This is a genomic window from Xylanibacter rarus (genome assembly GCF_001275135.1).
Taxonomy (GTDB): domain Bacteria; phylum Bacteroidota; class Bacteroidia; order Bacteroidales; family Bacteroidaceae; genus Prevotella; species Prevotella rara.
The window spans coordinates 119,410-133,038 of the sequence record NZ_LFQU01000004.1 but is presented as its reverse complement, the minus strand read 5'-3'; the positions used below and the strand labels follow the sequence as shown (position 1 = coordinate 133,038).

Genomic DNA, 13,629 nt, shown 5'->3' with positions numbered 1-13,629 from the left:
CCTGCGGCACGTCAGATAGAGGTGAAATAACATCCCGTTTAGCGCCGCTTGCGGCAACTTTAAGATGAATATACCATAGCCCAAGGGCGCGGCTCTTACGAACCGCGCCCTTTTTGTGCCTTATTTTGCTTGTTTGCCTTAGTCATGGTATGCAATATGTATTGCTCTCGCCTTTCACTATCTTTTGATAATATAGGCATCGGTTCGGCAATAAAAATAAAAAAATACGTTTTTCATTTTGTATTGCTCTCACCTTTCACTATCTTTGCTGATATTTTGGCTTTCTGCAAAGAAAGCCTTGAATATAAACGTAGAAATCTTACGGCTAATGAAAAACATCATAAGCATTATAAATTCATCCTATAATCCGGCATCACAGATATCTCCGTGCCTTGGTTCGCAGCTCTCTACGGCAGAATCTGCACACGATAAGGCCGGTGCCTCTCGTTCTGTTTTAAATTCTTGCTTCATGGCGTTGCGCACGCTTCTGCTTGTGCTGCTGATGCTCCTGCCCTCATGCGCCGGTGCCCGCGTGCTGGCCAAAGACTATATGACTTTGGTCAAAAAGACATCTGACGCCTCGATAGACTATATAATGAAGAAGGCAGAACATTATCTCAATGCCGGACATTCTGACACCGCCCTGGTGTATTATATGGTGGCGTGCAACCGAATGAACGACAAACTCTCCGACAAAGACAAGCAGCAATGCGCCATGGCATATCTGAAGAAAGGCAATATTCTCTATATGAAAGGCAACTACGCAGGTGCTCTCTCAGCTTATTTCAGCGGACTGCGCATCTACAGCGCATGCAAGGACAGGCGGGAGATAGGGCACTTCTATAACAACATAGCAAGTGTCTATTGTGTGTTCGAGGACTATGCCAAAGGCTTGTCGTATTACAAGAAAGGCTATGAATCTTGTCATAAATATGGCGACAGGGCCAATGAGTACAAGATTCTTGCCAATATGACCGCAGTGAGCACTCAGATAGGCAAAACGAAAGAGGCGCGAAAGTATCACCGCATGTCCGAGAAGGTGAAGAATCCTGCCGACAAGGAAAACTGCTACATGAGCATTTTTAATTTCGGACTGATTCTCAGAACTGAAAAAAACTACCGTGAAGCCATTAATACATGCAACGACTTGTTGAATTATGCTGTTAAGAATAAAATGAGTCCGAGATATATTTGTTATGCTTATATAGAGCTTTATCAAAACTATATTAGCCTGGGCGACCGTGACTCTACGTTGAAATACCTGCGTCTGTGCGAGAGTACGGCCGTAAAGCACGGAATACTGCATTCGTGTCTTGATGTCCTTGTAAAATATGCAGACTTTTATGATTCAGTAGGCAATTACAAGGCTGCAAGCCGATACAGGGCGCGTTATCAGCATGAGAAGGACTCGATATTCAACACTAACGAGTTTGATGCCGTCAAAAACGAGCAGACGCTTTATGAGATGGACAAGTACGACAAATACATAGCCTCGCTCAACAAGCGCGAGAAGGAGCGTGTGCTCACGATCTCGGCGCAAAGATACACCATAGCCGCCGTGTCTGTGGTAACGCTTGTCGTAGGGCTGCTCTTGCTTGTTGTATATAGACAGAAAAAGCGTATAGACAAGAGCTACAACAATCTGTTTGTCGTCAACCGCAACTTTGTCAATAATCAGGAGATAATGAGGCAGCGCCTGAACGATGCGGTAAGCCGTCTTAAAGAGTCGGAGGCCGAGGCCGAACAGCTTCGGGGTAGGCTGGCAGCCTATGATGCCGATGATGTCGTCAAGGATGCCGGTGTCTCAGAGCAGTCTGACAATATGGTACATAAAGCCAAGTCGGGTGGCATCAATGATGACATGCGCAGAAAGCTGCTCGATTCGGTAGTCGACATAATGGAGAACACCACAGAATTCTGCAGCGCCGACTTTTCGCTTGCACGTATGGCTGCCCTTGTCGGCTCAAACAGTAAGTATGTCTCGCTCGTAATCAACGAGACATTCCACAAGAGTTTTAAGAACTACGTTAATGAATACCGCATCCATCTTGCTTGTCTGCGTATGTCTGATACGGAAGGCTACGGTTCTTATACGCTGAACGCCATAGCCGAGAGCGTAGGTTTCAAGTCGTACACCACATTTGTCGAGCTGTTCCGCAAAATTGTAGGCATCACTCCGTCAATGTATAAGGACAAACTTAAGGCTTGTATCTGACATCTGTCGCTTAAAATTATTACAGAATGGGAGTAAAATCCCGGAATATAAGAGGCTTTATTTATCTTAAGGCCTCTTTTTTGTATGAATTATCACCAATTTCAAGAAATTGGATATCTTCGGTTTGCAGTTGTTTAAAGCAATGCATACATTTGCAAGCGAGAAAAGTCTGCCGGACATAATGCCGTCTTGAGGGTGTCAGCATAAAATCTGTGCCATGTTATGGTTGGCTTAAATCTGATAACGGAAAATATTTATATGCGAAATATTGTTTTAAAAACTTTAAACCTTTTAGCTTATGAAAAAAATTTTATTATCAGCTTTTGCAGTCTGCTGTATGTGTGCAGCTCCGGCACAAGAAAAGCCTGTTCCGTTTCAAACTCATCAGGCTGTGATAACTAATGTGTCGTCAAATGGAAACTGGGCAATAGGTTCCTTAGAAGGTATTTCATATTTTATAAATACTCGTACCTGTAAGCTTACTGAGTACAATCAGTTACCCGAAATCTCGTATTATCTTGATTATGTTTCTGATTGCGGTATTGCTGCCGGATCGCGTTCGACATCTGAGGGAGAAATGCCATGCTATATGACAGAAGATAAGGGATTTGTGTCTCTGCCTATGCCAAAGGATATAACATCTGGAACTTGTTTGCGGGTTTCTTCAGATGGTTCCATAGCTGTAGGAACTATTTCTGTGCATATTGAAGGCACTGAGGAGAGTTATTATAAGCCGGTGTTATGGTATCGCAACGAATCGGGTGAATATGATATGTTTGAAGATTTGCCTTATGAGAAGTTAGGTTTTGACAAACGTATTAATCAAGGAGTGTGGATTCTTGGCATTACAAGTGACGGACTTAAGATTTATGGCAGATTGATAGATGCCTTCGGTATGATTTATTGGCCGGTGATGTGGGAGAGGAGTTCTGCACAGAGTAAAGACTGGACTTATAAGATTCTGTGTGAGGACTACTTTTTCAATAAGGACGAGATATGTCCTGAATGGCCACAATATCTGCCTGTTGAACCAGATGCCACGAAATATTATTCAGATGAGGAGCTTGAGGCATTCAACAAGGCCCTTGAACTTTATAACGACTCTGTAGAACATGCTGACTTCACAATTCCTGCGGAAGAAAGATGGCCTTATCCAACATATAATCCAAATGAGCATGAGGCAGACTTCTTTGATACGAGTACAACTGAAGGCATTGAACGATATAACAGATATGCCAATGATTATAATAAGTTCAGTGGTGAAGCAGCTGAATATAATGACTCTTTAAATTTATACTTTGAACGTTATGACAAGTATGTGATAAATGAAAAGAGATTCCAGATTCTTTCTATGAGTGTGAGTGATAATGGAAAGTACATGGTTACCAATACGGTTAACAATGATGTTGTGATGATTAATCCTGAAACAGAAGAAGTCAACGTTTTAAATGATACCGAAAGTCTGTTCCCAACGGCTGTACTTAATGACGGAACTGTATTCTTGGGACAAGTACTTCCAATGCCTCCACTTGACAGAGAACCATATGTATATGCTGACGGTAAGGTGACTTATTTTGCCGATTGGGTGAGGTCGCGAAGTGAAAAAGCTTATAATGATCTTATGGAACAGTTCCCGGACGGACATTTTGGAATAGTAAATTCAAGCAACCCTGAAGGATTGTCATTTGGAGGTTTCAATCAAGGATTAGACTATAGATATGTCGGATGGGTTATGAATCTTGATGCATATGATGACTATACCTCAGGCATATCAGATAACAAAATATCTGACAATGATATAAGTATATCTGTAAGTCAGGCATCGGACTACATCGATATCTTGGGTGCAGACAACGCCGACGTTCGCATATTTGCCGTAAACGGCAGCTGTGTATTCCATAATTCGGGTGTCAGTGGACGCATTTCTGTGTCTTCACTTGTAAAAGGAGTATACATTGTTGAGGTGAAAGCAGAAGGCAAGATTCTGCGTAAGAAAATCATACTGCAGTAGTCTTTTGATTCTGTTGTCGGTTTCTATATTCAACTGACAGCCTTTAAAACAGTCGAAGGATTTTACTTGAGGTTGATAAAGGTAAAGTAATAATCAATAATCTAATAATGGGTTAGTATATATGTCTTTCCGTGGCTTTATGGCAGCCTGAATGTGTTAATGGATGCATAGGTCATTGAAGAAAATCGGACATAATTCTTTTGATGAGCATTAAAAGGCGGGGTGTATGTCACTCCGCCTTATTTTCTGCGCTGACAAGATTTATTTTCATGCCTGTCCGTTTACTGCCGGTGTGTATGCAGGCTGTTTTCTGATAAATATTTTGTCATCGCCGTGCAAGGAAGGGCAAAAGGGTGGGCTTTTATGAAAAAAGCACTATCTTTGCACCCGTTATGCACTTCACACTGAAAAGATACACAACACACTACCGCGCGCTCGTTTCGCTCGGCGTGCCCATCGTGGTGGGACAGATCGGAAACGTGGTACTCGGCTTTGCCGATACGCTCATGATAGGCCACCACAGCATGATGGAGCTGGCAGCCGCCAGCTTTGTCACCACCATGTTCACCCTGATCGTTATCTTCGCCATGGGCTTCTCTTATGGTCTTACGCCCATCGTGGGCGCCATGTTCGGCCGCGGCGAGAAGGAAGAGATTGGCGGCATACTGCGCAACAGCCTTGCCGCCAACGGACTGATGGCCGTCATCCTGCTTGCCGTCTCCGTGGTGTTCTATCTCAACCTGCACCGCATGGGGCAGCCCGTAGAGCTGTTGCCCTACATGCGCTCATATCTTCTGGTGAACATCGTGTCGCTGCCATTCCTGTGCATGTTCAACGCCTTCAAGCAGTTTTACGACGGAATAACCGACACGCGCGTGCCGATGTTCGTCATCCTGGGCGGCAACGTGCTCAACATCTTCGGCAACTATGTGCTCATCTACGGAGCCTTCGGCATGCCCGAGCTGGGCCTTCTCGGCGCCGGCATCAGCACCATGGTGTCGCGCATCGTTATGTTCGTGGCCTTCGTTGCCGTGTTCGTGTTTCACCGCAGCTATGCCCCTTACCGCCGCGGATATGCCGCCGGACGGCTCAACCGTGCCGACTTCCGCCGCATCAACACCCTTGGCTGGCCCGTTGCCATGCAGCTCGGCATGGAGTGTGCTGCCTTTTCGCTCTCTGCCATCTTCGTGGGCTGGATAGGCATAACGGCCCTTGCCGCCCATCAGGTTACGCTCACGGCCTCGCAGCTGCTCTATATGGTCAACAGCGGCATGGCTGCCGCAATAGCCGTCAGGGTGAGCTATTTCCACGGACAGGGCGACACCGCCGCCGTGCGCGACGCTGCCTATGCCGGCTTTCATGTCATCATGCTCATAGCCTTCGTGCTCTCGGTGCCCGTGTTCCTGCTGCGCAACACGTTCAGCTACTGGTTTACAGACAGCGCCGAGGTGTGCGTCCTTGTGTCGCAGACCGTCATACCGCTCATCGTCTATCAGTTTGGCGACGGCCTTCAGTACACCTTTGCCAACGCCCTGCGCGGCATTTCGTGCGTGCGTCCGCTCATCTGGATAGCCTTTTTCTCCTATTTCGTGGTGTCGCTTCCGCTCGGCTGGTTCCTCGGCATACACAGCGGCTGGGGCCTTGTAGGCGTTTGGAGCGCGTTTCCCGTGTGTTTGCTGTGCGCAGGCATACTTTATTGGCTCTGCTTCATTCGGCGCCTCAGACGGCCTTAAAATGGCTCCTGCGGCCATTCTTCATGCCGTATGTCCTGCGGCGCTCATGTTTTGTGGCGATAAATCCATTATAAAACGATATAAACATCAAAGGGAGACATGCCTGTGTCGGCGTGTCTCCCTTTCTCGTTTTATCATATTGCGATATCAGCATGCTTCTTGTCAGGGCATGCTTACTTCAAATCCTACCGCCAGTTTACGTGCAGTGTTATTTCTTCGTGCCCCACATCATTGTGTCAATTAGCTTATACCGCTCCTCGGTCTGCCTGTCGGTGGTCATCGTCGTGTTTACGTCGAGCCGCAGCACGGGCACTGCCTCTTGTCCGTTTGCCGGCGTCCAGTCTGGCAGTCCCAGTCCGTTGGGGTTGCCCGTCTTTATGAAGTTGGCGTAATATCCCGAGAAGATGTCCGACATGAGGAAGTCTTCCGGCTGCCAGTCGAACACGCGGTTGGTGGGCAGCGTGCTCATGGCATACTCTATGTCGGCCGAGTGTACGGCTCCCTTTGCCTCGGGCGCCTTGTCGTCGCCGTCGTCCTTGTCCTTCACTCCGCCAGCCAGTCCTGCCACCTTTCCGCTTATTCTCATTGCCGGGCGCGGGTGGCAGTAGACGTATCTGTATACGGGCTGACCGCTGCTCATGGTGTGCATGTGTGCCCATTTCCACGTGCCGAAGCCTATGAACATGTCGGAGGCAAGCTTCATGCCCGGCTCTCCGCTAACGTCGGCGTCGGTGCTGATGCCGTAAAGCTGCACAACCTTCTCGGCGTTGCTGCCGAACACGGCTCTGGCTGCCTCTGTGGCGTTTGCCACCGTGGCCGGCTTGCCCTGCAGGATGAATGACGGCTGAGCCTCCTCAGAGTTGCCGCCAACCAGCAGCGGCACCCTGGCCTGTCTGCCCCCGGCAAAGGTCTGTTCGGGCTGCTCGGTGAAGAAGTAGCCGTCTATGTTGTATGCCGGCCTGCTCCTTACGGCCGCGCGCTCCATCAGTTCGTCGGCGCTGAGAGCCCTTAGCTCCTCGAGCGACTTGCACCCCATCTGCTTCATCTTCTCCTTTCCTGCCTTTTCGGCCTCCTTCAGTGTGGCAATCTTGCCGAAGGCTATCACCGAACCGCTCGAGCCTATTGCTCTGCAGAAGAGGTTTCGCGACACGGGCGATGCCATGAGCGCGCTCACCGACATCGAGCCTGCCGACTCGCCGGCAATGGTTATCCTGTCGGGGTCGCCGCCGAATGCCGCTATGTTGTCCCTGAGCCACTGTATGGCTGCCGCCTGATCCATAAAGCCGTAGTTGCCCGAGCCCTTGTATGCTGTCTCCTTTGACAGGTCAGGATGAGCGAAGAATCCGAATATGCCCTCGCGGTAGTTTGCCGTAACGGCCACGATGCCCTTGCGCGCCATGCTCATTCCGGCATACCGCGGCTCGCTGCCGCTGCCTGCCATCAGTCCGCCGCCGTTGAAGTAGATCAGCACGGGCAGCTTCTCGTCCATGCTTTTTGCCGGCGTCCAGATGTTAAGATACAGGCAGTCTTCGCTCATCTTCTTTGTGCCGAAGTTCATGTCGCCGTATATAGGCTGCTGCATAGGGTTGGGACCAAACTCCGTTGCCTTGCGCACGCCCTGCCATCGGGCTGCCGGCTGCGGTGCCTTCCAGCGCAGTGGGCCTGTGGGCGGCGCTGCAAAGGGTATGCCCTTAAACACCTTTATGCCCGACTCGCAGGTGCCTTCAACCACTCCGCAGGCTGTCCTTACCTGCGGTCCTTGTGCCGTTGCCACTGCCGCAAGCAGCGCCAGTGCCAGCGATAATATAGATTTTTTCATTGCTGTTTATGTTTTTTGTTATGTTGTCATATCTGTTCCGGCTCACTCCTTGGCGCATATTATCAGCACGTGCGAGCCGTCGGCCGTGGTGGTGGCCATGATGTAGCAGTCGCCCCCGTCGCCCAGCTTCAGACGCTTTCTCAGTTCTTCGGCCTTCATCGGAAAGTTGCGCGTGGTTATGTTTGCCTTGCCTATGCCGCCGAGCGCCTTCTTCAGTTCCTTGCGGTTCATGCTGCTTATGGCCTTTATGACGAAGGCGCGGCCCGGAAATCCGACGGCTCTCTGCTCCGACACGAACAGATGGCTGTCGCGGCTTATCTGTCTTGCGCCGAAGGCTGCCTCTATGCGGCCGAAGCATCCTGCCTTCATCACCGACGGATTAGGCTCATAGAGGCTCATGCCCGGCTGCAGGCTCAGCGGCGCGTGGCTGCCGTTGCCGCCGGCGTCATCGCCCGTACCGTCTTCATCCGTTATATTTCTCTGTATGTCTGTCTGCGGATTATAGCTGAATATGCTGCCGTCGTTGACGCACGTGACGCTGGTCAGTCCGTCAAAGCGTGCCGACATGACGAGCAGCAGCTCCTTACACTCGTTGCCTGCCGACACGATGTGCACCTCGCCCACACAGCTGCCGAAGTCGGCCACCGTCTTGTGCCAGTCGAGCATGGGCGACAGTTTCAGCATCACGAAGTCGGCCTTGGCCAGCATCTCGTCGCGCATGGCCAGCACGTCGGGCGTGCAGTCAGCCACGGCAAAAGTCCTTCCGCCATGGCTGTCGCGCCGTGCCGGGTCGGCAAATATCATCGTGACATGCCCCATCTGGCCCATAAATTGCTCAGAATCGGTGCAGACCACCTCGGCCTGACTGATGCCCAGCACGCCCATGTTATGCCGCGAGAGCTCACACAAATGGCTCTGTCGCTCAACGTAGACGCCACGGCTGAAGCGGCGCGCCATGTAAGAGAAGTCGACGCCCAGTCCGCCCGTCAGGTCAACGAGCACGCTCTCTGCCTCGCGTGGCAGCCCGCTGACGAGCCTCTGCGCCACGTCTGCCTTGTAGATGGCCGTCTGTTCCGACGAGCACTGCTCCATCGACAGGTGCGGCGGATACTTTATGCCCTCTGTCGCGGCCCATTGCGGCAGCTTCCTGCGTGCCGTCTGCCATCCTGCAATCTGGTCGAGCGCGTAGCCCAGGTCTATGTCCTTCGCTCCGGCAGCCTTCAGGGCGAGCGCCCTGACGTCGTCGTTGCGGTGGAGCATTATAAATTCTTCAGTGTTCATTGTCTTCATATAAGTTTGTTGCGGGCGCATTGTGCCGTTACCGTGGCCGGTATGCCGTGCGGCGTGCCATGCGGCGGTGCAGCCCTTCGTCAGGCACAAATATACAACGTTTGAGGCTCACGCACAAGTAAGGAGACCATAAATTTTGCCTGCCGGGCATGATTGTGCTGCCGGGGCAGGGTGGTGTGGCGTAACGGCGTGATGTAAAATATTTTCAGCACTGATGCCTTCTGTTAGGCATGCCCTGCGATGCCGTTTTCCGAAATGCCGTGTCTTGCGCTGCAAAAGGCCATGTTTCGCCGTCCGAAAGGCCATCTTTTGCAGGCTGAAAGGGCACGTTTTGCATGGCTGTATTTATGTGGCTGATTATCAGAAGGTTATGAAGTACGTTGCCGACAGCTGTTTTTGCACATCGAATACACATGAAGAGGCACGCTTTCCGGGCGTGTAAGCATGCCGCAAGAAAAGCAAAAGGCGACAGGGATGTTGTCCTTGCCGCCTTTAATAGTGCTTAATTTTAAAGAAAAAAGAAGAATTTGTTATTTCTTGTGGTTAACCGTGTATACCACCTTTCCGTCCTTGTCGATGAGATGGAGCGACAGGGTGGTCTTGTCGGCACATACCAGCGAGAAGCCCGTCACGCCGCTGCAGAACTGTGTTCCGTCTACTGCCTTTACCTTCGGACGGCTCAGCGATCCGCTCGTGTTCACCACGTAGTCGATGTTGCAGCCCGGCTTGCGTATGTGCTGGAAGTTGTGTATGTGTCCGCAGATATACATGCTCACGTTCTTGTGCTTGGTCAGTATCGGGTTCAGGCGTGCCTGCATGTCGCCGCGCTCAGATGTGTCCTTGCCCGTGTCGGCATAAACGGGGTGGTGGCCCAGCACGATAACCCAGTCTTCCTTGGCCGAAGAGAGCACAGAGTCGAGCCATTCGAGCTGCTTGTTGTAGTCCTGCTTGCCTGCGTCGGGATATTTCTCTGTGTCGTTGCGGTATTTGTCAATCATCGGTGCAGTGTCTATGAACACCAGTCTTACGGTCACTCCGCCGTCCTCAATCACCTTTGTGTAGTATCTTGCCGGCATGGCCCAGCGTGCGCTCACGTTTGTGTAGTCGAGCACGGCCTGCGTGTTGCCGCGGTACTCGTGGTTTCCGAGCGTCGGATACCAGTCGAGCATCAGTTCGGGATGGCTGTATATAAGCTCATAGTTGGTCATCCAGAGGGGGTCCTGCGTGCTGCGCACACCCTCAAAGTGGTGCACGTCGCCCGGCGCTGCCACACATTCTATGCCCACGGTCTCGGCCATGCGTCCCATCAGTTCGGCTATAGGCTTCTGGTCGTAGTATCCGTTGCGTCCCAGGTCGTTGGCCACGTAGAAGTTGACATCCTTCTCCAGCTTGGCCCACTGCTCGGGAGTCTGCGCCATGATGCTCATCACGGCCACTAAAAGCAAAATCAGAGTTGTTGAAAGTTTCTTCATTGTTGTGATGTTTTTGTTGTTTATATTCGTTTTGAAAGCAAAGCCGGGACAGCAGGCCGAGCACATACTGATAACTTGCTGTAAGTCATTTTGTACTCTCTCACGCCTGTTTTCCCGGTTTCATCTGTGCTAATCCGTTTCAGGAATTCATTATAAATCTATTCTTCTTAAACATTACTCTCATGACCGTTCAGTCGTTTCCGGCTTAGAAGCTGAGCTTGAATCCGGCCTGGAGTTTCACTCCGTAGTACTCCACCTGCATTGTGCGGTCCTTCTCTCCCTGGTAGTAGCGCAGCGGCTGGTTCAGCAGGTTGTTGGCAGCGGCATAGAAGGTGTACTTGATGTCCTTGCCCCATGTGTAGCTTGCGTTCAGGTCGAGATAGTTAACCTTGTCGTAGTAGCGGCGCAGCTGTGCCTCTTCCTGATACTCCTCGTCGTCCTGGAAGGCAGAAGTGAAGTTGTAAGAGAGACGCACGTTCAGTCCGCCCTTGTCGAAGTAGAGCGACGCGTTGGCCATGTGCTCCGGCGAACCGGGCAGAGCCTGCTCGTCTTTGTTGCCGAATACAGACTTGACCACGTTGCTGTGAGTGTAGGTATAGTTGCCGTAGAAGCCGAAGCACTTGAGTGACGGATGTATGAATCCGAAGTCGCGCTGCAGTCCGAGCTCAACGCCCAGTAGGTCTGCGTCGAATGCGTTTACGGGTCGTGTTATCTTGCAGTCGTCGTAGTTGCCGTAGCTGCCTTTAGACACATGCTCAACCATATAGTCGTTGATGCGCTTGTAGAAGAGTGATGCAGACACCAGACCTACGCTCTTGAAGTAGTATTCTGCCGACAGGTCGTAGTTGTTAGAGATAACCGGCTTCAGGTCAGGGTTGCCCACGAACACCTCAACAGGCGATTCGGTGCGGTTGATGCTGCTGCCCGGCATCATGTGAGAGTATTTAGGACGTGCCAGCGTCTTGGTGTAAGATGCGCGCACCTTCAGGTCGTCTGTGGCGTTATATTTCAGCAACACGCTCGGCAGCCAGTTGATATAGTTGTTCTTGTAGGTGCCGGTCGGCTCGAGATATTCGTTCTCGTCCTCGTCGACAATCCAGTTGAAGCCGCTTGTCTTCAGGTTTGTGGCCTCCATTCTGAGTCCGAGCATAAGTTCAAGTTTCTTTCCGAGCTTCTGCTCAAAGCGCAGATAGCCTGCCGAAACCTGCTCTGTTGCGTCGTAGTTGCCTGCCGACTCCTCGAGCACCTGCTCGCCGCCCATGGCTGCCAGGTCAACGTGGCTGATGCCTCCGAGGTAGTTCTTGTCGATGAACATTGTCGACTTATACTGGCTTCCGGGCATGAATCCGTCGCGTATGCGGTTGATGTAGTAGTTAGAATAGTCGTCGCCGAACATTGCTTCGTAGCCGTCGGTGTAGTCGTAGCATACAACGTCCTTTGTCTTCGACTTGCGTGTGTATTTTCCTCCGAACTTAAGCTTGTTGCCGTAGAGTCCGTTTGCGAGCGGCAACTCGAAGTCGAGCTTGAACTTCCACTCGTTCTCTATGATGTTCTCGTTGGCGTTTGTAAACTCGTCGAGCTTCCATTCGCCCTCGTCGAGGTTGATGTATGTTGTAGAGTAGGGCTGGCGCAGTCCGGCGTCGGCCATGTTGATGGTTATGTCTTTCTGCTCAAGACTCATGTAGCGCTCGTCGGGGCGTCCCTCAGAAGCTCTTGAGAACGATGCCGACCAGTCGGCAGAGAGCTTGTCCCAGAGCAGGTGCTCGCCGCCAAGGGTGTAGTCCATGGTCTGCTGGCGCTCAAGTCGTGCGCCGCGGTTGTCGGCAGATCCTCCCTTGGTTTCTATCTGTGCCTTCATCTCTCCCTCGCCGTCTGCCAGGTCTTTGTATGACACGCGGTAGCGGTTCTCCCAGTCGTTGCGGCGGTTGTAGATACCGTTGAAGAACACTTTATGGTTGGGGTTGAACACGTAGTCGAGTGAGAGCGAGTAGCTCTGACGCTCACGTGTAACGTAGTATTGTCTTACCTCGGCGTCGGTGAGCACCACCTTGCCGTCGTCGTCGATGTCGTATTCAAACTCAGTGTTGTCCGATCCAGCCGGTGAGTTCTGGTAAGAAATGGCTGCCATGAAGCCCAGCTTGTCGTTGAAGAAGCGGTTGCCGTAGGTCAGTCCGAGGTTAAGCTGCGGCTTTTCGCTTATCCAGCTGTAGCCCGTTCCAGCCGTTATGTTGAACACTTCCTTGTACGGAGTGTTTTTGGTTATGAGGTTTATCGATCCGCCGATGGCGTCGCCGTCCATGTCGGCCGTAACAACCTTGTTCACTTCGATGGTCTGAATCATGTCGGCCGGTATGAGGTCGAGCTGCACGTTGCGTATGTCGCCCTCGGCAGAAGGCAGACGGTTGCCGTTGACGGTTACCGATGTGAGGTCGGGTGATGTTCCGCGCACCTGTCCGAAGCGTGCCTCGCCCTGGTCATACTGCACGTTGATACCGTTGATACGCTTCAGGGCGTCGCCGATGTTAGAGTCGGGGAACTTGCCGATCTGGTCGGCCGACACGACGTTGGTTATGTTAAAGTTATTCTTCTGAGTGTTTATCGCACGGCTCTGTCCGTGGAACGCTCCTTTTACCTCAACGCCCTTAAGCTCCATTCCCTCTGACAGCACGAAGTCTTTCACTTCTGTCTTTTCGGCAGATATGGTCAGTTTAGCCGTTGTCGGCTGGTAGCCTACGTAAGAAACCTTCACCGTGTAGACTCCCGGTTTCAGGTTGGGTATTGTGTAGAATCCGTTAGCGTCGCTAACAACACCTGTGTGCAGATTCTCGATCATAACGGTTGCGCCGGGCAACACCTGATTAGAGTTGTCGACGATTCGTCCGCGCATGGTTCCTAAGTTAGCTTCGTTAGAGTCAGTAACAGCCACTGCTGCTACAGAAAGCATCGCAGATAAGCAAAATAGCGATAATTTTTTGTAATTTTTTCTCATAAAAAACTAAAATAATTTTAACGCTGCAAAGGTCTGCATTCTGTGTTACAAAGCCGTTACGCTGCGGTTATAGTGTATTTAACAACTTGTTACAAATTTA

General features: G+C 51.1%; 7 protein-coding genes. 3 read left to right on the top strand and 4 right to left on the bottom strand.

Going from position 1 to position 13,629, the window contains the following annotated elements:
- Positions 1-328: 328 nt before the first annotated feature.
- From ACU52_RS03920 to ACU52_RS03910, 3 genes are all read left to right on the top strand, one after another.
- Positions 329-2,215, top strand: a complete 1,887-nt coding sequence (locus ACU52_RS03920) for a helix-turn-helix domain-containing protein (protein WP_053397833.1) — start codon at positions 329-331, stop codon at positions 2,213-2,215.
- A 589-nt stretch (positions 2,216-2,804) separates the two neighbouring features.
- Entirely contained in the window at positions 2,805-4,226 is a 1,422-nt protein-coding gene (locus ACU52_RS03915) for a T9SS type A sorting domain-containing protein (RefSeq protein WP_204374652.1), read from the top strand.
- Positions 4,227-4,618: 392 nt separating this feature from the next.
- The gene (locus ACU52_RS03910; protein WP_053397831.1) at positions 4,619-5,959 is read left to right on the top strand and encodes an MATE family efflux transporter; all 1,341 of its coding nucleotides are present in this window, start codon (positions 4,619-4,621) and stop codon (positions 5,957-5,959) included.
- 208 nt (positions 5,960-6,167) lie between these two features.
- On the opposite strand, the gene ACU52_RS03905 is transcribed toward ACU52_RS03910, so the two are convergent.
- The 4 genes from ACU52_RS03905 to ACU52_RS03885 all read right to left on the bottom strand — a co-directional run bounded on the left by ACU52_RS03905 (position 6,168) and on the right by ACU52_RS03885 (position 13,529).
- Positions 6,168-7,778, bottom strand: coding sequence for a carboxylesterase/lipase family protein (locus ACU52_RS03905; protein WP_053397830.1), 1,611 nt, complete (start codon positions 7,776-7,778; stop codon positions 6,168-6,170).
- Between the two features lie 42 nt (positions 7,779-7,820).
- Complete coding sequence (locus tag ACU52_RS03900; protein ID WP_053397857.1) at positions 7,821-9,068, bottom strand: class I SAM-dependent methyltransferase; 1,248 nt, start codon at positions 9,066-9,068, stop codon at positions 7,821-7,823.
- Between the two features lie 530 nt (positions 9,069-9,598).
- Entirely contained in the window at positions 9,599-10,495 is an 897-nt protein-coding gene (locus tag ACU52_RS03890; protein WP_370798912.1) for a metallophosphoesterase, read from the bottom strand.
- Positions 10,496-10,745: 250 nt separating this feature from the next.
- Complete coding sequence (locus ACU52_RS03885) at positions 10,746-13,529, bottom strand: TonB-dependent receptor (RefSeq protein ID WP_053397828.1); 2,784 nt, start codon at positions 13,527-13,529, stop codon at positions 10,746-10,748.
- Positions 13,530-13,629 lie beyond the last annotated feature (100 nt).